Genomic DNA, 18176 nt, shown 5'->3' with positions numbered 1-18176 from the left:
GAAATTGAAAAGCTGAATTTACCAAACGCGATAGACTTGCCCAGTTTGAATGCCATCGACACTACGGCTATAAGCCAGCGCTGCTCGACTTGCGGCGACAGGCTCAAAACCAATAAAGAATGAGCCATAGGATTTTAAAGACTCCTGCAATACTGTTGGACTGACAATATTGATGCGTATGCCATGACTGAATTCAGCAGCGGCAGCAAGAACAAAGCCCTCGAGCGCAGCATTAGCTGTGGTTGCATTGACGCCAAGGCGAATGGGTTGCTCTGTGAGTATCCCGCTGGTCAATGTAATTGATCCGCCTGCATTTAAGTAATGTTGTCCAATCAATACCAAGTCAATTTGACCTAATAATTTATCATGTAAACCAATTTTAAATTGTTCGGCTGTCATCTCAGTGAGTGGACCAAAATGTACTTTTCCGGTTGTTGCGATGATGGCATCAACTTTCCCTGTTTTTTCGAAAAGAGCTTTAATGCTTTCACTATTGGTCAGATCAACTTGATATTGCCCTTTATGCTTACCGACTTCGATGACGTCGTGGCGTGCGGCTAATTCATTCGATACTGCTTTACCCAGTGTACCTGTTGCGCCAATCACGATGACTTTCATTGAAATAATCCTTGGAATGTTTAGATAAAGACATTTTGCGGTTGAACAATAGGGGCTACAAAATGACTTTTGTCATCTCATGAAGTATTTCTGTAAGTGATGGTACTGCAAGACTTTTAACGAGGTATCGCATCGATGCATAGCGGATGATTTAAGCCAATAATATTTTCTATCTAGTAAGCAGTAGTCTCTAAATGTTTAAATTCCTCTTCGAGGAAGTCCAGTACTGAGCGCACAGATGGAAGTAGTCCTCGGCGGGAGGGAAATACTGCATGAATGATCCCACTGCGGGGTACCCAGTCGGGTAAGACTTCAATCAATCGACCTTCGCGGATATCTTTTTGGACGACCATGAGGGGGAGTTGCACAACACCTATCCCTTGGATTGCAGCAAATCGTAATGCCACCATATCGTCGGTAACAAAGCGAGGGCTGTGGGGTAAAGTGATTGATTGCCCATCGCGGTGTTCTAAACACCAAATATGCTCGGTTTGCTGTGTATTGAAGTCCAGACTTGGGAGCTGATTCAGGTCGAGTGGCAATAAAGGGGCATTGAATTTTGCTAAAAGCTGTGGGTTTGCAACGAGGCGTTGATGGCTTTCGCCAAAACATTTCATGACCAGATCGCTATTTTCAAGGGGAGGGAAGCGAACTCGCAGGGCGATATCTAATCCCTCTCGGATGACATCAACCCGACGATTGGTGCTTTCAAGATGGACTTGTACACGTGGATTTTCGGCCATAAATTTGGCGATCATTTCGCCGACTTGAAAATAAACCAAAGTGGAAGGAGCACTAATACGGACCAGACCCTGTGGCTCAGAATGCGTTCGTTCGATGACCTCTTGCGCCGCCTCGGCTTCGACAAGCATGGCTACACAATGACGGTAATACTCCTGACCAATCTCAGTTACTGAAAAGTGTCGTGTAGAACGCTGCACGAGTCGAACGCCGAGCCGTTCTTCAAGTCCTGCAATACGCCTGCTTAATTTTGATTTAGGAATATCAAGCGCACGTCCTGCAGGTGCAAAGCCTCGATGATCAACAACCTGAACATATAAGAATAGATCATTGAGATCCTGCATAACTGGAAGTTCCTGATAGAAATGGGTGCATACTGTCCTATATTTAGGACAATATGCGCTGATCATATCATCAGCTTCCTGATTGTCTCAATGAAGATGGTTTATTCTTCTGGATGTTCTTATGATTGTAATAACAACCACATTTAGCTGTTTTTGAAGCGCGATGAAAACCATAAACCAATTGTCATAGTAATGACAAAAATCAGAATATGGGCATTACCGCCTAAACCGGCAATGAGACTGGGTGCTGGACAAAGTCCAGATAGGCCCCAGCCCACACCAAAGAGGATTGCCCCGAAGATGAGGTTCTTATCCAGTGGTCGGCGATTGCTTAAGCTGACTGGGTCTCCAACTAAATTACGCTGACGTCGACGCACCCAAGTGAATGCAGGGAGGGTGACAATAATCGCGCTTGCCATAACGAGCGCTAAAGCAGGATTCCAATTCCCAGTTACATCAAGAAATGCCAATATATTTTCAGGGTTAGTCATTCCTGAAATGACCAAGCCAGATCCAAATAATAAGCCCGCTAATAGCGCTGTCAATATCGATCTCATTTGTGCCAGCTCCTTAGATCATGTGCCGAATCACAAAGACCGTCACGATTGCACTGATCATAAAAAGCAATGTGGCGATCAGTGAACGTGGTGATAAGTTTGCAATACCGCAAACACCATGACCGCTGGTACAGCCATTGCTGATCCCTGTTCCGAGACCGACCAGTAAGCCAGCCAAAGCTAAAACCCCAACGCTGACTGTTTTAACAGGTGTTGCTTGCTGGAGAAGGAGATAAATTGCAGGGATTAGCAGTCCGATTAAAAAAGCCAAGCGCCAATGTCTTGCCCCGAAGTCAGCGTGAATGAGGCGACCATAGATACCGCTGATCCCCGCTATTTGGCCATTAAATAATAACAAGACTGCCGCACCCAATCCAATGAGAGCCCCGCCTATAACTTGGGGGGCGAACTGTTGAAGGCTCATTACGCGATCCTCCTGAAAATGAGTACGTCATATGATTTAATCGGATTATGCTTGAGTCGTATAGATTAAAGCATGGTCTCCATCAAAATTTATGACTCCATGCGAGACCATATACATTTTCCTGCAGCTCAAGATCAGCATTACCTCCTCCAAATCCACTAGGGGGAAAGCCAGCAGGAATCGAGTTACTGCCATGTACTTTTTCGTCGAAAGCATGAATGTAAGAGGCACTGATTTCGTTGGCAGGATTGATTGCCCAACTGGCACCGACTGTTAAATGCTTCTTGACTACACCGGGTGCGAGGATATTTAGGAAAGTCTCACTATTCGGTACAGGTTGCTGGTTAATACTAAAGCCACCGCGCAATGTCAGTTGGGGCGTTGCTTGCCACACTGCGCCAAGTTTATACACATCAATATCTTTCCAACCAAAACCTGCACCGGTTTTTGCGCCAAGGGGTTGACCTTGTAAGAGTGCAGAGAATGGATTGCCGACAGCGGCAACATCATGATAGAGGATACGCTGCCAGTCGAAACCCACGGTAAGTGTGTCCAATGGCTTGACTGCAAAACCAACCGTATAGTTTTCAGGAATATCAAATCGACCGCTATCAGCAAATAGCCCTGCATATTTGTCAAATTTACTCATCCGTGTTTTGGTTTGCCAGCTTGCTCCAACTGAGACGTAATCATTGATTTTCCCTATCCAACCGAGACGAAGGCCCGCCCCATAAGAGGTATCTTCACCATTATCACTGACATGGCTTGGATTTTGAGAAAATGCACTAAAAGCCCCGATGCCTTTGGCTTTAAAGCTTTGATAGACCAAATTGACTGCTAAGCCTACGCTATTATGTTCATTGATTTTCCATGCGGCGGCAGGGGAAACAAAAAGCTGTTCTAAATTAACGCCAGCTTTGCCCGTGGCACCGAAGCGACTATAAGGATTGGTGGCATAGTCGGTATTCATGCCTCCATTACCATATACAGCGACGCCGAGTGTGACATTGGGGTCTATAGAGTGGCTATAACCCACATTGGGGATGTAGAAGAGTTTAGTGCGGTCTCCATTAAATTCAGCATTTGGACCAAATGCATTCCCTTGGATGCTGGAAGATCGTTCCGGTGCAAAGATATCCAAACCGATATTGAGTTGATGCCCTACTTCGGTGAGTCCGGCTGGGTTGACGGCGATGGTCAATGCATCTTGAGGAAGTGCCACTCCTACACCTGCTACTGCGTCATTTTTAATCCCATAACCACTTGCAAAGTAACCATTGGTTGCATGTGCAGCGGTTCCAGTCATGACGATGAACGCTATGCTGATGGGTACAGTAGATTGAACGAATATGCGTGACATCACAATGCCCTCATTGATATTTAAGAAATCTTGAGGGCAGTGTAGGACTGTATGGCTTATGTTAAAAAGTAATTATTTTGGATAATTTAAGCTGTTATAGAGATAAAAGAGTTCATTAATGATAGTTCGAGACTTCTATCAAATTTAAATCTGGATCGCGAAAGTAAACAGAAGTAATAACGCCGAGTGCCCCAGTTCTAAGTACAGGACCCTCTTCGATATTGATCCCTGATTGTTGAAGGTGGTTAATGACATCTGGTATTGGAGTCTGGGTAATAAAACACAGATCAGCAGAACCGGAAGTGGGATATTGTGCATGGGGCTGCAATGGCACGCTTAAGGGATGTAAATTAATTTTCTGTTGTCCGAATACAAGCGCATGGCGATTGTCGCCAAATGAAACATGCTGCATGCCTAATATGGTCATGTAAAAATCAATTGTTTTTTCGATGTTCTGAACGGTGAGAACCAAGTGATCCAGTCGTTCAACGGTCAAGGTCATTGCAATACTCTTTTGGGCAGTGGTTAGATTTCTTTGTCTTGAGGTTTCTTTTTGCGGTAGCGTAGATAGATGCCAGCAACCACGCAAAGAACCAAAGCAATCGTCAAAATGTGTGCTCGATTTGGCGCGAGGCTGTCATACCAGCGCATATAATCATCAATGGCAATAATCGCGACAAATAATGTGCCCGCGCTTAGCAGTGTCGCAAAGATAAAAATAATAATAAAACGGAGACTCATGCGATCATCCCGACGACTTCGTGAAAAGAGTTTATGAGTTGGGTGATTACCCTTGCGTATTTAGTGCGTATCTGGTTTTACAGTGAGTAAGCCTTTTGGAGGAGCTGGGAGATACGACTTATTTTTAAAGTAGAATTTTCAGAAAAAAAAGTCAATGCGAATTGGTAATGTTGTCGCGTGGCTTGAATGAGTCTTCAAATGTGGGAGATTGCGAGGAGGGTAAAAGAAAGAGGTCGTGGCTAAGGAGCACTTTTGACATTTTTAAGCCGGGTTCTTTAGAGAAATCGTTGTCGGTGTTTAGGGGGGGGCACTAAACATTGATCGTATTTGCCAAATAAACGATAGCGATTGAGAGCAACGCGGTCATAGCACCAATCGCGTAGAGATACTGGAATAAAACGTAAAACTTTAAGAAAGCTGAAGTGTGGGGGAAGTAAGCGCACAATATTTAAAAAAGCGGTACTTTTGCTGTATGCCGTATTATTTTCGATGAAGAGCATGGTATCAAAGTGGGTCGTTGGCATGTTGAAATATTTAAGAAGCGCCTGACCTTCAGGTGACTGGACCGATGCAAGTTTAAAGATATGTGCCTGATCATATTTAATGATGAAGATGCTCCACGCATTACAAATGCTTACAAACGCCGTCATAGAGGATGACTTTATCATTCGCATCCATATGGGGCGGCGTTTGTGGCATGTGATCAGTCATATTAATTCAGCGACTTGAGCCGTTTTGCTTTTTTCATGTGATGTTTCGAGCGTCAATGAGTCCCATGCCAGCATCGCTTGCTTTGCGATAGTGAGTAGGATGTCCTGACAAGCACCATCACGGGCTTGTATCGACATGCCATGTAAAATAGTCACATAAAACCGCGCGATATCCGCAATGTTTGCTTCACTTGAAATCTCACCGTCTTGTACGCCACGCAATAGGCGCTCATGGATCAGTACTTCGGTTTCGCGCCGTTTACTGCTCAGTTGCTCTTGGACCTTTTGATTTTCATTCGAGCAATGCAAAGCACTCAAGACGACCATACAGCCTGTCGGTTGACCTAAATCAGATTTGGCTTCACCATCATGACTTTGCAATGAGTCGTTATGTTTTTTGTGTGTAATACAACTGCTACTCGTTTCAAGCAGTGCTGCGATGGCTTCTTTTGCCGTTGTTCCAGCATCAAATGCTTGTCTAGTCGCGGCGCCATCAGTCTGGCGATACAACTCGACGGCTTCTAAAAAAAGTGTTTCTTTACTGCCAAAAGCGGCATAGAGGCTAGGCGAGTTAATGCCCATCGCTGTCGTCAACTCTGACAGTGAAGCGCCTTCAAAGCCTTTACACCAAAATACATTCATTGCTTTGCGTAGCGCGTCCTCGCGCTCAAAACAACGCGGGCGTCCTCGTTCCGCCATGACAATATCCTCGTTTTCAATCGTTGTCCGATTATAACATAGGCGAGTTTAACACGTGGCGGCCTTTCTGATAGTATATTTGTATCGTTTGATATGAAATTTGATGGTCACATATAGCAAATCTGCAACAAGGGTAATAGACTCTCTTCGGATAAGTAGGTGCACGCTCTTTTTCTTTGCAGTGAAAAAGTTATTTATATAATAGATTTTATGAGTTAAGGATTAGCAATGATTACGCTTTATACGTGGACAACCCCCAATGGTCGAAAAATTTCAATTATGTTGGAGGAGCTTGGTATTCCATACCAAGTCAAGACCATTAATATTGGAAAAAATGAACAATTTGCACCAAACTTTCTTGCTATCGCGCCAAATAACAAAATCCCTGCAATTGTCGACGATGAAGCGACCGACGGTGAATTAACGATTTTTGAGAGCGGGGCGATACTGACTTATTTGGCAGAGAAACACGGTCAATTTTTAGATCAGTTTGGGAGTGGGCGTTATAAGGCGCTGGAGTGGTTGAATTGGCAAATGGGTGGTTTAGGTCCTATGCTGGGTCAGCTTGGCTTCTTCGGGGTACGCTCTACAGAAAAGTCTCCGCTGGCTATTCAGCGATTCACTGAGGAGTCAGACCGACTATTAACCGTATTGGATAAGCGCCTCAGCGAAGCAACGTATGTCGCTGGTGATCATTATTCAATAGCTGACATTGCAATTTATCCTTGGGCATTGGCTGCAACGACATTTTTAAAAGACGTCCTTGCCGAAAGCCTCGCGACAAAGGTTGATCTATATCGCTGGCTTGCACTCATTGGAAGTCGCCCTGCAGTACAACGCGGGATGCAGATCCCAGTCATTTAGTTCTGGATTGTCTACTAATTGAGCATAGGGAAGTTGCCCTTTTTTCTACTGTATCTAATTTGATTTATTGATTATTTTTTAGAAAATCAAACAAATTGGGTTGTGTGGTGTTTATGTGCACCACCACTCTTATAAATATATAATTTAATCATAGGGTTGTATTGATAAGTTTGCGTTCGGGAGGAACCTGTTAAAAAAGAGCGATTAAGATTCATCATAAATACATAGAAAATCCCTCGCGGCGCTGCTTACGTTAAACGCGCCCTTTTGTTACCATGCCTCACCGTAAAGTGAATGCAGCGTGGTGTTAGTCGTATCTAAGGTATATTTAGCTTTAAATACTTGGTGCGATACTCTGTTCATGAGTTGAACTCCCCCCAACGTTTGCATTTAGATTTATTCTTCTCTTTTATCGTTTCTCATTTGTTTTGGAGTGTTTCTCATGACAGAAAAAAGCCCACGCTTTTCGCGGATTTTATTAAAACTGTCTGGTGAGGCATTGGCAGGAAACAAGGATATGGGAATCGACGCTAATATTTTAGATCAAATGAGTTTGTCGATTGCCCATCTTGTCGGTTTAGGTGTTCAGGTAGGCATCGTGGTGGGTGGTGGTAATCTCTACCGTGGCAGTCAGTTGCAAAAAGATGGCTTGGTTGGACGAGTAACAGGTGATCAAATGGGCATGCTCGCAACGGTCATGAATGGCCTTGCCATGCGGGATGCGCTTGAGCGTCGTAATATCAAAACCCGTTTGATGTCTGCAATAGCAATTAATGGCGTGGTTGAGCAATATTCAAGTCGCAATGCGATTCGTTTTTTGAAATCTGGTGACGTCTGTGTGTTTGTCGCTGGTACGGGTAATCCATTTTTCACTACGGATACTGCAGCTTGTTTACGTGGTATTGAGATTGAAGCCAAGCTGATTTTGAAAGCAACGAAAGTTGATGGGGTCTATAATAAAGATCCAAATAAATATGATGATGCGATTCGTTATGAGCATTTGACCTTTGATCAAGTGCTTGATGAAAAGCTAGAGGTAATGGACCTTACGGCGATCTGTTTGTGTCGCGATCATGATGTCCCGTTGCAAGTTTTTAATATGAATAAGGCAGGTGCATTGTTGAGCGTCGTGATGGATGGCAATGAAGGCACACGGGTGAGTAAGTCGCTCTGATTTTTAAGTTTCGTTCTCTGGAACGAGTTGAAAGTTGCATGTAACGTAGAGCAGTGATAAAAAGCGATATGGTTAAAGCTTGAGCTTTAGAATCAACGAGCAAAATTCATTACTTTGTTGATGTATTAATGTTCAAATATGTTGGAATTGAAGGGAAAAATTTATGTTAAATGATCTTAAAAAAGATGGCGAAATTCGGATGCGTAAGAGCCTTGAGTCATTGGAGTCAGGTTTTTCTCGCGTGCGCACAGGTCGTGCACATCCTGCCATGCTGAAAGACGTGATGGTGCCTTATTACGGTTCTGATGTGCCGTTAAATCAAGTCGCGAGTGTAGGGGTAGATGATGCGCGTACTCTGGTTGTGCAGCCTTTTGAGCGCTCGATGATCAGCACTATTGATAAAGCCATTCGTGAAAGCGATTTGGGTTTAAATCCAATTTCTGGTGATGTTATTCGCGTTCCACTTCCAGCACTGACTGAAGAAACCCGTAAAAATATGCAGAAGTTGGCACGCGGTGAGGCTGAAAACGCCCGTGTAGCGATACGCAATATTCGTCGTGATGTCTTGGGTGATGTTAAGGACCTTTTGAAAGAAAAAGAAATTACTGAAGATGATGAACGTAAAGCTACTGATGATGTTCAAAAACTCACAGATAAATATATTGCGGAAGTTGAAAAACAGTTAGCGGCAAAAGAAGCCGAATTATTGCAGGTTTAATATTTTGTCAGCGCCAGATTTGATGGATTACGATGCTGCAGGAAGCCTGCCGCGTCATGTTGCGATTATCATGGATGGTAATAATCGCTATGGTCGGCAGCATCATTTGCATGATGGCGGTGGTCATCGCGCGGGCAAAGATCAACTGGACGTGATCGCTCAGCATGCAAGACGACTTGGACTAGAAGTCCTAACGGTTTTTGCGTTTTCGAGCGAAAATTGGCGCAGGCCTCCAGATGAAGTGGCGCTGTTGATGAAGTTGTTTGAACAGGCATTGCTGGAGCAGGTTCCTCGAATGCTGGGTCAAAACATAGCAATGCGTTTCATTGGTGATCGTTCAAAAATGTCTGAACGTTTACAGCAGTTGATGCAAGATGCTGAAAGGCAGACGGCTCAAGATGCAAAAATGACCATGGTCATCGCCATTAGCTATGGTGGGCTATGGGATATGGCGCAAGCTGCACAGCGTTTAGCTGCGGCAGTGCAAGCGGGTCAGCTTCAAGTCGATCAGATTGACGAAGTGCGCATGCAGCAAGAGATTCAAATGGGGGATTTACCCCCTGTAGATTTGTTGATTCGTACAGGCGGTGAATATCGTTTATCCAACTTCGTACTTTGGCAAGCGGCCTATGCCGAGTTGTACTTCACCGATACGTTATGGCCGGCGTTCAATGAAGCTGAATTTGATCGTGCGCTTGGGCAGTTTTCCTTCCGTGAACGTCGATTTGGACGTACCAGTGAACAGGCTTTGGCATACCAGTCCGAAACATCAAATATAGACAATAAAAATAAAGGTGATCGTCATGTTTGAACGGATTCGGACAGGACTGATTCTTATCGCCATTGTACTCTTATGCCTTTTTGCCACGAAAAGCCCGATCCCGATTGTCATCCTCATGATCGTCACACTGGCCGTAGGGGCCAATGAATGGACTAAATTTGGTAAGGGGGCTGGTAAAGCTTATAGCCATCCGATTCAGTTTGTCTTGATCACTTTTGGGCTTGCTGTCGTTGCCTATAACATCCAACCTTATTATGCCAATCTTTGGCCAATTATCTGGGGCGTTGCTTCGGTATTCTGGCTCTCGGCATTGGTAACGGTTCGTCGATATCCACTTGAGGGAATTACTTCTGAACGCTGGTTACCACAGATCGGTATTTTATTATTGATTGCGACGACCTTGGCGATCTACAGTCTTTGGTCTGACTCACCGTGGTGGCTCATGTATTTATTTGCCTTGGTGTGGGTTGCGGATAGCGGTGCTTATTTTACGGGTAAATTTTTTGGCAAACATAAATTAATACCCGATGTCAGTCCCAATAAAACGGTAGAGGGGTTGATTGGTGGGCTAGCACTTGCCTGTGTGGTTGTTTTCGCGGTTGCTTATGATCGACAACTCGTTGGCTTGCACTTGGTGGGTTTTATCGTTTTATCCGTGATCACCATGCTGGCATCGGTGTTGGGTGATTTATTCGAGTCATTATTAAAACGTAAAGCCAATATTAAAGATTCAGGGACACTTTTACCTGGTCATGGTGGTGTATTGGATCGTATTGATTCCTTGCTTGCAGCAGCACCCATTTTTGCATTTGGTTTTTGGTTAGCTGGCGGATTCTAATATGCTAACGGTAAACAGTTCATCAGTTCATCAGTTTCATGAGAAAGCGCGTCAACGCGTTTGCGTTTTAGGCGCGACGGGTTCGATCGGTGACAGTACATTTAAAGTGCTCAATAAGCACTTAGATGGCTATGAAGTGTTTGCGTTAAGTGGTCATGCACGCTTGGATAAGTTGATACAACTTTGTGCAGTGTATGAGCCGCAATATGTTTGTGTTCCTGAAGGCATGGCTGAGCGGTTTAGTCTGAATCTGAAGCACCAATTTCCTGATGCACGTCTCCCAAATATTCTGGAAGGTGAAGATGGTCTTGAGCAGATAGCTTCTCATCCAGAAGTCGATATTGTGATGGCTGCAATTGTAGGCGCTGCAGGTCTAGCTCCAACGCTTGCTGCGGTTAAAGCGGGGAAGCGTGTATTACTGGCTAATAAAGAAGCTTTGGTGATGGCTGGCAGTCTTTTTATGGACTGTGTTCGTCAGTCGGGGGCAACACTTTTGCCCGTCGATTCTGAACATAATGCAATTTTTCAGTGCCTACCTACTGAATATTTCCAAAGCTCAGAAAACTTACATCAGGATACCTCTCGTGCCGGTGTTTCTCAGATTTTATTGACGGCTTCTGGCGGGCCATTTCGTAAGTTTAGTCTTGAGCAACTTGAGCTCGTGACACCTGAACAGGCTTCTAAACATCCCAATTGGGTGATGGGAGCGAAGATTACAGTTGATTCTGCTACGTTGATGAATAAAGGACTAGAGCTTATTGAAGCTTGTCATTTGTTTGATTTACCGCCTGAGCGTGTCACGGTGGTGATACATCCGCAAAGTATCATTCATTCAATGGTGCAATATGTAGATGGTTCGACACTTGCGCAAATGGGTAATCCTGATATGAGCACGCCGATTGCGCATGCATTAGCATGGCCAAAGCGAATTGATGCAGGTGTTGCGCCGCTGGATTTGTTCTTGAATGCAAGTTTGAATTTCGAACAACCTGATGAGGTACGCTTTCCGTGTTTACGTTTGGCGCGCGAAGCCATGGAGGCGGGTGGTACCACGCCAGCGGTACTCAATGCAGCAAATGAAATCGCTGTTGCTGCTTTTCTCGCCAATAAAATAAAATTTACCGACATTTCTCGCATAATTCAGGCAGTTATTACACAATTACCGATGATTGCTGCGCATGACCTTGCCACAATCCTACATTATGATGAGACTGCTCGAAAAATAGCACGTTCGATTTTAGCCGAAAAAGTTGCATAGCGTTAATTTTAATCTCGTTTGAAAAAGCATTTAATATAGGTATACATGAGTTTTATCCAGATCATCTTTGCAGCACTACTTCTCTTGGGTCCATTGGTGGCAATCCATGAGTTTGGTCATTTTTGGGCTGCAAGACGTTGTGGCGTAAAAGTTTTAACTTACTCAATAGGCTTTGGACCCGCGCTATTTAAATGGCGAGGCAAAGATGGGGTTCAATATCAGTTCGCTGCTATACCACTCGGTGGTTATGTACGGATGGTTGACGAGCGCGAGGGCGAGGTTGCTGCAGCAGATCTCCCTTTTGCATTTAATCGTCAATCGGTCTGGGTACGCATGGCGATTGTCGCTGCTGGGCCATTGATCAACCTTTTGTTTGCCGTACTTCTGTTTTGGATATTATTTTTACCCAAATCTGAGCAGTTGAATACCCGAATTTGGCAAATCGAGCCGCATTCACCTGCAGCCATTGCTGGGCTTCAATCTGGGGATTTGGTTACCGCGATAGATGGAAAACCCACACCCGATTTAGAGAAGCTCAATTACGCTTTAATTGATCGTATGGGTGAGACTGGTCAGCTTACGATAACGACGAATCGTGCAGGTCAAGTCGAGACTCATCAGCTAGCCATACAGAGTTTTATGCGATCTAATGGGGCCGACCCACTGGCAACTTTAGGTTTTTATCCGTATTCTCCTCGGATTGATGCGGTAATCGGTGAGATTCAGCCAGACGCAGTGGGTGCTAAGCAAGGATTGTTGGTTGGCGATCGTTTTATCAGTGTGGATGGCAAGCCTATCAGCGATTGGATTGCTTTGACCCGGATTATTCATGCGAGTGCAGATCAGAAATTATCCGTGATCATTGAGCGACAGGGTAAACTTCAGACACTTGCACTCACACCAGCTGCAAAAAAAGATGATTTTGGTACAAAAATTGGGTTGTTGGGCTTAAAACCCAAAACAGAACAAACAGAACGCTACGAAATTCCTGCGGAATATAAGCAAATTGTCCAGCATGATCCATTGTCGGCCTTATCGCTTGCATTACAAAAGACATGGCATCTCTCCACATTGACTGTCAGCTCTTTTGGCAAAATGTTGAGTGGGCTAATTGGGCTAAATAATATTTCAGGTCCGATTACCATTGCCAAGGTTGCGGGTCATACGGCTGATATCGGTTGGCAGGCTTTTTTTAGCTTTATGGCCATCATGAGTGTGAGTTTGGGTGTACTGAATTTAATGCCTATTCCAATTCTTGATGGGGGGCATTTAGTGTATTACGCTATTGAAGCTTTGATTGGGCGTCCGGTTTCGGAACGCATCCAACAGGCAGGGTTTCGAGTGGGTGTTGCCATGCTTGGCATGTTAATGATCGTTGCAATATTTAATGATCTAACACGATTATTTTAACGTCAAAATCGAGACAGCGTTAATTCAATTGATGGTAGGTTTTCTTAAAATTTTTAGTTTGAAGTGGATAATGTTGGCATGAAGCATCCTTTAGCACTACTGCCCCTAGCAATTGTCACCAGCTTGACGGTGACGGCGACGACTTCCAGCGTTTTCGCTGCAACATCGTCTGTCGCGAGTGGTTTTGCCGCGCGAGATATTCGTATAGAGGGGTTGGTTCGCTTATCTCCTGCGAGCGTATCTTCACTATTACCGATCGCGAGCGGTGATACGATTACTGAACAAAAGTTGGCTGAGGCGATTCGCGCGCTTTATGCTAGTGGTAATTTTGATGATGTACAGGCTAGTCGCGACCAAGATGTTTTATTGTTCAAGGTAGTTGAACGTCCGGTCATTGCTTCGATGACCATTACGGGCAATAAGCTGATCCCAACGGACTCTCTCACCAAAGGTCTCAAAGGTGGTGGTATTAGCGAAGGTGAGGTGCTGAAACGTTCGTCTTTACAAGTAGTTAAAAATGAACTTGAGCAGCAATATGCCCAACAAGGTCGCTATGATGCCGAAGTTAAGATCGAAACAGTCCCCAAGCCAAATAACCGCGTAGATTTGGCATTTAAAATCTATGAGGGCAATGCGGCTAAAGTTGTCAATATTCGTGTATTGGGTAACACTGTTTTCTCTGATGATGAAATTAAAAAAGCATTTCAGGTTAAATCCAGTAATTGGTCTTCTATCGTAACGCGTGATGATCGCTATGCACGTGAGAAAATGACTGCCAGCTTAGAAAGCTTAAGATCATTATATTTAAACAAAGGGTATATCCATTACGCACTCAATAGTGCACAGCTGAATCTTAGTGAAGATAAAAAGAATATCTTTATTGAAGTCAGTGTGAATGAAGGCGCTCAGTATAAATTTGGCGAAAGTAAGTTTGTTGGTGATCCACTTTATAAGAACGAAGATCTGAAACAACTGGTTATTTATAAACCGGGAACGACATACTCTCAGGCCGAAGTCACCGCAACGACTCAACTCCTCAGCAAGAAATTTGGTAATAGCGGTTATTATTTTGCCGAAATCAATCCGATTCCTGAGATTGATGAGCCGACTAAAACTGTCACAATGAACTACGCTATTAATCCAGGCAAGCAGGTCTATATACGCCGGATTAACTTCAAAGGGAATGATAAGACTGCTGATGAAGTCTTACGCCGTGAAATGCGTCAGCTCGAAGGCTCTTTGGCTTCAAACGAGAAGATCGACCTATCGAAAGTACGCTTAGAGCGCACAGGTTATTTTAAAACTGTCACGATTGACACACCACGCGTTGCAAATAGCAATGACCAAGTCGATGTCAATGTCACTGTAGAAGAGCAGCCTTCAGGGACGAGTAGTATCTCCGTGGGTTATTCGCAATACGGCGGTGTCACGTTCCAGTTTGGTTTGAATCAAACGAATTTCTTTGGTACTGGTACGCAGGTTGGTTTAGATGTTTCGCGCTCGGAAACACTTGAAAATTATAATATTAATGTTCTCGATCCTTACTATACGGTCGATGGTGTGAGTCGTGGTTTCAATTTCTATATGAGAAATACCAAACTCGACAGCACCTATAATGTTCAGCGTTATTACTCTGATGCACTCGGTGCATCGATGACGTTTGGCTATCCCGTTGATGAGAACAAAAGTGTCGCTGCGACTTTAAACGTTGATAATACAACGATTAAGACTTCTTCTTTTGTATCGCAAGTTGCGCAGAACTACTTGCTGTCGCATGGTGCCGTGAATAAGTCGGGTGATAGTGCAAATCCTCTTTATGATAAAGATTTCTTGACGTATAACCTGAATTTATCGTGGGCATACAATACCTTGAATCGTCCGGTACTTGCGACACGGGGTATGTCTCATCAAATTGCCTTGGATACCACGCTTCCGGGCAGTGATGTTCAGTATCAACGGATCACCTACACTGGACAGGCATTTTTTCCATTGCCAACCCATTTCTTGGATAAGTTCCTGATTCGCGCCTATACCAAGCTCGGTTATGGTCATGACTTGCCATTCTGGAAGAACTTTTATGCGGGTGGCTATGGTTCAGTTCGCGGATACCGCGACTATACACTGGGACCTTTAAGTCCTGGGATTGGCTATTGTAAAGGCGCAGGAACAACTTGTCCTGATCCTGATCCAGAATCCGTTGGTGGTAACGGCTTGATTACAGGTGGTCTTGAGTTGATTCTGCCAATTCCTTATGCCGGTGATTGGGCTAGCCAGATCCGCCCGGTTTTGTTTGTTGAAGGCGGGCAGGTGTTTGATACCACTGGTGTCGCAGATACAGGAACCAACAGCTATAAATTCAGTGCCCATAATTTCCGCTATAGCGCAGGTTTTGGATTCACCTGGATTACGATGATTGGTCCGATCGCACTGAGTTATGCGCAGCCAATCGATTCTAAACCCGATGATCAGCTTAAACGGGTTCAGTTCGCCATTGGCCGGGTGTTCTAACTCCCGAGTTTAAAATTTATTTACTTTACGTTAATCGCTTTTGCGTTAGCACTTTTTTATGTACAAGGAGAAACATAATGCGTTCATTATTCACAGGTTTAAGTCTTGCAGCGGCCATGGTTCTTTCGCCATTGGCTCATGCGAATAACGTGGCTGTTGCTGATTCACAAGCCGCAGTTTTGGCATCCAATGTGGCGAAACAAACAATTGAAGGACTCAATACGAGTTTGAAAAGCCAACGTGATCGCTTAGAGCAGTTGCGTAAAGAAATCACAGGTTTTCAAGAGCGCTTTCAAAAAGACGGTTCTGTGATGAGTGATAAAGACAAGCAAGCATTGCAAACACAAGCACAGTCTAAATTGAATGAATACAACAGTACTGCTGAAGGCGTACAGCGTCGTATTGAAGAAGCGCAATCCAATATGCTGAAAACATTGATGCCTAAGCTTGAGGGCATCATCGAAGACTTGCGTAAAGAAGGGAATTACGATGTCATCGTTGAGAAGAAATATGTGATTTGGGCTGCACCAACTGCGGATCTCACTAAAAAAATCACTGATCGTTTGAATGCAGCGAAGTAAATGTCATCTTTGACACTTGGTGAAATTGTTAAGCACCTGAATCAGCGTATTGCTGAGGGTGCTTTTCCATTATCTACACCTGCAGCCGTCTCAGGTGATGAGAGTCTAGTCATTACTGGACTCGCCTCGTTGTCACAAGCAGGCCCTACTCAGTTGAGTTTTTTAGCGAATTCTCAATATCGTGGCCAATTGCAGACAACAGGTGCGGGTGCCATGATTTTAACAGAAGCAGACCGCGAGGCATTTGTGGGTTCTGCTATTGTTGTTTCCGACCCCTATTATGTTTTTGCTCAATTAACGCATCTATTTGACCCGTTTAATGCGGTTGAAGTCGGTATCCATCCTACGGCGGTGGTTTCCCCACATGCCACGATCGGTGAGAACGTTTCGATCGGCCCATTTGTCGTTATTGAAGATCATGCACAAATTGGTGATGGTGCGGTGCTCATCTCATCAGTACACATTGGAAGAGATAGTGTCATTGGTAATAAATGTTGGTTGGGTCACGGGGTAACGATTCATCATGGATGTATTCTGGGCCAACGCACACGTATACATGCGGGTGCTGTGATCGGTGCTGAGGGGTTTGGCTTTGCAACCGCAGAAGGTCGTTGGCATCGGATTGTGCAGCTCGGTCGTGTGGTGATTGGTGATGATGTTCGTATTGGAGCCAATACCACGATTGATCGTGGTGCGCTTGATGACACGATTATCGCTGATGGCGTGATCATTGATAACCAAGTACAGATTGCCCATAACGTTAAGATTGGTGCGCATACCGCCCTTGCTGCTGGAACGGGTGTGGCCGGAAGTACAACAATCGGTTCGCATTGTATTTTGGGTGGATTGGTTGGTGTTGCTGGGCATCTCGAAATTACGGATCGTGTTCATATTACAGCCATGAGTATGATTACACGCTCAATTAAAGAGTCCGGAAGTTATTCTTCTGGTTCGGCATTTGAAAAAACTGCGGATTGGCGTAAAAGTGCGGTCAGAGTGAGGCATCTTGGGGAGATGGCAGCGCAAATCAAAGGTTTGCAACTGGCGCTGGAAAGGTTAGAATTACAACTTGGTAATCAATAGTTACATCTTGAGCCTGTTGATGAGCAACAAGTATAGAAAAGCAAAGCAATATCAAATACTTGTTAAAAACTTTACTCAAGTCCTACTGATCTGATATTGTTTGTTGAATATTAAATATCTCATGCTTCAAGTCTATTAGGCTGTTTTTTACAGCAAAGCTTGTCGCTTTAGGTCAAAAATGTTCTAAATAGCATGCAGAATAAGTAGACATAGCCCAGAAGTTTGTTTTTATGAGTCTACCTTTTTCAGTCAATATTCCGATGCACATTGAAGAAATTCGGGAGTTTTTGCCTCAACGTTATCCTTTCCTGTTGGTGGATCGTGTTTTATCCGTCGAAGCAGGAAAATCAATTGTTGGGATCAAAAATGTCACGATTAATGAACAGTTTTTTCAAGGACATTTTCCTGAAACTCCCATTATGCCTGGTGTTATGATTCTTGAAGCGATGGCTCAGATTTCTGGCATATTGGGTTTCATTACTGAAGGAAAACGACCTGTTGATGGTTATATGTATTTATTTGCGGGTGTCGATAAGTTGCGTTTCAAGCGCCGCGTCGTTCCCGGTGATACATTGACATTAAGTGCTACAATATTGACTTCAAAACAAAAAATATACAAGTTTGCATGTCAAGCGAGAGTTGGTGATGAGCTTGCGGCCAGTGCGGAAATTTTGGTTATTGAACAATATATGGAGATTGTGAAATGAGCCTTGCGTCAGGTCAGGCAAACGATTTGGCTCCACACACTCGAACGCAAGTTCGTAGGA

The 18176-nt window shown here is 44.2% G+C and carries 20 protein-coding genes; 11 read left to right on the top strand and 9 right to left on the bottom strand.

Features of this window, described 5'->3' with window-relative positions; translation table 11 throughout:
• Positions 1-18: 18 nt before the first annotated feature.
• The 9 genes from ACLHG7_RS00895 to ACLHG7_RS00855 form a co-directional block, all read right to left on the bottom strand.
• Complete coding sequence (locus ACLHG7_RS00895; protein ID WP_410209204.1) at positions 19-618, bottom strand: short chain dehydrogenase; 600 nt, start codon at positions 616-618, stop codon at positions 19-21.
• A 173-nt stretch (positions 619-791) separates the two neighbouring features.
• The gene (locus ACLHG7_RS00890) at positions 792-1703 is read right to left on the bottom strand and encodes a LysR substrate-binding domain-containing protein (RefSeq protein WP_410209203.1); all 912 of its coding nucleotides are present in this window, start codon (positions 1701-1703) and stop codon (positions 792-794) included.
• A gap of 143 nt (positions 1704-1846) precedes the next feature.
• Positions 1847-2260, bottom strand: coding sequence for a DUF6691 family protein (locus ACLHG7_RS00885; RefSeq protein ID WP_410209202.1), 414 nt, complete (start codon positions 2258-2260; stop codon positions 1847-1849).
• A 13-nt stretch (positions 2261-2273) separates the two neighbouring features.
• Positions 2274-2684 carry a YeeE/YedE family protein gene (locus ACLHG7_RS00880; RefSeq protein WP_410209201.1) on the bottom strand — a complete coding sequence of 137 codons (411 nt, stop codon included), beginning with the start codon at positions 2682-2684 and terminating at the stop codon, positions 2274-2276.
• Positions 2685-2766: 82 nt separating this feature from the next.
• Positions 2767-4044, bottom strand: coding sequence for an OmpP1/FadL family transporter (locus ACLHG7_RS00875; protein ID WP_410209200.1), 1278 nt, complete (start codon positions 4042-4044; stop codon positions 2767-2769).
• A gap of 115 nt (positions 4045-4159) precedes the next feature.
• Positions 4160-4540, bottom strand: coding sequence for a VOC family protein (locus tag ACLHG7_RS00870; protein WP_410209350.1), 381 nt, complete (start codon positions 4538-4540; stop codon positions 4160-4162).
• 29 nt (positions 4541-4569) lie between these two features.
• Positions 4570-4785, bottom strand: a complete 216-nt coding sequence (locus ACLHG7_RS00865; RefSeq protein WP_410209199.1) for a hypothetical protein — start codon at positions 4783-4785, stop codon at positions 4570-4572.
• A gap of 275 nt (positions 4786-5060) precedes the next feature.
• Entirely contained in the window at positions 5061-5435 is a 375-nt protein-coding gene (locus tag ACLHG7_RS00860; RefSeq protein WP_410209198.1) for a thiol-disulfide oxidoreductase DCC family protein, read from the bottom strand.
• 57 nt (positions 5436-5492) lie between these two features.
• Entirely contained in the window at positions 5493-6194 is a 702-nt protein-coding gene (locus ACLHG7_RS00855) for a TetR/AcrR family transcriptional regulator (protein WP_410209197.1), read from the bottom strand.
• 228 nt (positions 6195-6422) lie between these two features.
• Between ACLHG7_RS00855 and ACLHG7_RS00850 the strand changes: the two genes are divergently transcribed.
• From ACLHG7_RS00850 to fabZ, 11 genes are all read left to right on the top strand, one after another.
• A complete protein-coding gene (locus tag ACLHG7_RS00850) occupies positions 6423-7058 on the top strand; it encodes a glutathione S-transferase N-terminal domain-containing protein (RefSeq protein WP_410209196.1) in 636 nt (211 codons plus the stop codon).
• A gap of 442 nt (positions 7059-7500) precedes the next feature.
• A complete protein-coding gene (gene pyrH / locus ACLHG7_RS00845) occupies positions 7501-8232 on the top strand; it encodes a UMP kinase (RefSeq protein WP_114899053.1) in 732 nt (243 codons plus the stop codon).
• Positions 8233-8395: 163 nt separating this feature from the next.
• Positions 8396-8950, top strand: coding sequence for a ribosome recycling factor (gene frr, locus ACLHG7_RS00840; RefSeq protein ID WP_114899052.1), 555 nt, complete (start codon positions 8396-8398; stop codon positions 8948-8950).
• A gap of 22 nt (positions 8951-8972) precedes the next feature.
• A complete protein-coding gene (gene uppS, locus ACLHG7_RS00835) occupies positions 8973-9761 on the top strand; it encodes a polyprenyl diphosphate synthase (protein ID WP_410209349.1) in 789 nt (262 codons plus the stop codon).
• Positions 9754-10569, top strand: coding sequence for a phosphatidate cytidylyltransferase (locus ACLHG7_RS00830; RefSeq protein ID WP_410209195.1), 816 nt, complete (start codon positions 9754-9756; stop codon positions 10567-10569). The genes uppS and ACLHG7_RS00830 overlap by 8 nt, the downstream gene beginning before the upstream one ends.
• Before the next feature lies 1 nt (position 10570).
• A complete protein-coding gene (gene ispC, locus ACLHG7_RS00825; protein ID WP_410209194.1) occupies positions 10571-11827 on the top strand; it encodes a 1-deoxy-D-xylulose-5-phosphate reductoisomerase in 1257 nt (418 codons plus the stop codon).
• A 45-nt stretch (positions 11828-11872) separates the two neighbouring features.
• A complete protein-coding gene (gene rseP / locus ACLHG7_RS00820; protein ID WP_410209193.1) occupies positions 11873-13237 on the top strand; it encodes an RIP metalloprotease RseP in 1365 nt (454 codons plus the stop codon).
• Positions 13238-13315: 78 nt separating this feature from the next.
• Positions 13316-15745: an outer membrane protein assembly factor BamA gene (gene bamA, locus ACLHG7_RS00815; protein ID WP_410209192.1), complete on the top strand. Its 2430-nt coding sequence runs from the start codon at positions 13316-13318 to the stop codon at positions 15743-15745.
• 77 nt (positions 15746-15822) lie between these two features.
• Positions 15823-16326, top strand: a complete 504-nt coding sequence (locus ACLHG7_RS00810) for an OmpH family outer membrane protein (RefSeq protein WP_410209191.1) — start codon at positions 15823-15825, stop codon at positions 16324-16326.
• Positions 16327-17409, top strand: coding sequence for a UDP-3-O-(3-hydroxymyristoyl)glucosamine N-acyltransferase (gene lpxD, locus ACLHG7_RS00805; protein ID WP_410209190.1), 1083 nt, complete (start codon positions 16327-16329; stop codon positions 17407-17409).
• Between the two features lie 230 nt (positions 17410-17639).
• Complete coding sequence (fabZ, locus tag ACLHG7_RS00800) at positions 17640-18116, top strand: 3-hydroxyacyl-ACP dehydratase FabZ (protein ID WP_210009114.1); 477 nt, start codon at positions 17640-17642, stop codon at positions 18114-18116.
• Positions 18117-18176: the final 60 nt, after the last annotated feature.

The organism is Aquirhabdus sp. (assembly GCF_046462495.1).
Classification (GTDB): Bacteria; Pseudomonadota; Gammaproteobacteria; order Pseudomonadales; family Moraxellaceae; genus Aquirhabdus.
This window is presented reverse-complemented; position numbering and strand designations above follow the sequence as displayed.

Bases quoted from the DNA above. Each gene is read 5' to 3' on its own strand.
- ACLHG7_RS00895 (WP_410209204.1), bottom strand. From the start codon at position 618: ATGAAAGTCATCGTGATTGGCGCAACAGGTACACTGGGTAAAGCAGTA.
- ACLHG7_RS00890 (WP_410209203.1), bottom strand. From the start codon at position 1,703: ATGCAGGATCTCAATGATCTATTCTTATATGTTCAGGTTGTTGATCAT.
- ACLHG7_RS00885 (WP_410209202.1), bottom strand. From the start codon at position 2,260: ATGAGATCGATATTGACAGCGCTATTAGCGGGCTTATTATTTGGATCT.
- ACLHG7_RS00880 (WP_410209201.1), bottom strand. From the start codon at position 2,684: ATGAGCCTTCAACAGTTCGCCCCCCAAGTTATAGGCGGGGCTCTCATT.
- ACLHG7_RS00875 (WP_410209200.1), bottom strand. From the start codon at position 4,044: ATGTCACGCATATTCGTTCAATCTACTGTACCCATCAGCATAGCGTTC.
- ACLHG7_RS00865 (WP_410209199.1), bottom strand. From the start codon at position 4,785: ATGAGTCTCCGTTTTATTATTATTTTTATCTTTGCGACACTGCTAAGC.
- ACLHG7_RS00860 (WP_410209198.1), bottom strand. From the start codon at position 5,435: ATGACGGCGTTTGTAAGCATTTGTAATGCGTGGAGCATCTTCATCATT.
- ACLHG7_RS00855 (WP_410209197.1), bottom strand. From the start codon at position 6,194: ATGGCGGAACGAGGACGCCCGCGTTGTTTTGAGCGCGAGGACGCGCTA.
- ACLHG7_RS00850 (WP_410209196.1), top strand. From the start codon at position 6,423: ATGATTACGCTTTATACGTGGACAACCCCCAATGGTCGAAAAATTTCA.
- pyrH (WP_114899053.1), top strand. From the start codon at position 7,501: ATGACAGAAAAAAGCCCACGCTTTTCGCGGATTTTATTAAAACTGTCT.
- frr (WP_114899052.1), top strand. From the start codon at position 8,396: ATGTTAAATGATCTTAAAAAAGATGGCGAAATTCGGATGCGTAAGAGC.
- uppS (WP_410209349.1), top strand. From the start codon at position 8,973: ATGGATTACGATGCTGCAGGAAGCCTGCCGCGTCATGTTGCGATTATC.
- ACLHG7_RS00830 (WP_410209195.1), top strand. From the start codon at position 9,754: ATGTTTGAACGGATTCGGACAGGACTGATTCTTATCGCCATTGTACTC.
- ispC (WP_410209194.1), top strand. From the start codon at position 10,571: ATGCTAACGGTAAACAGTTCATCAGTTCATCAGTTTCATGAGAAAGCG.
- rseP (WP_410209193.1), top strand. From the start codon at position 11,873: ATGAGTTTTATCCAGATCATCTTTGCAGCACTACTTCTCTTGGGTCCA.
- bamA (WP_410209192.1), top strand. From the start codon at position 13,316: ATGAAGCATCCTTTAGCACTACTGCCCCTAGCAATTGTCACCAGCTTG.
- ACLHG7_RS00810 (WP_410209191.1), top strand. From the start codon at position 15,823: ATGCGTTCATTATTCACAGGTTTAAGTCTTGCAGCGGCCATGGTTCTT.
- lpxD (WP_410209190.1), top strand. From the start codon at position 16,327: ATGTCATCTTTGACACTTGGTGAAATTGTTAAGCACCTGAATCAGCGT.
- fabZ (WP_210009114.1), top strand. From the start codon at position 17,640: ATGAGTCTACCTTTTTCAGTCAATATTCCGATGCACATTGAAGAAATT.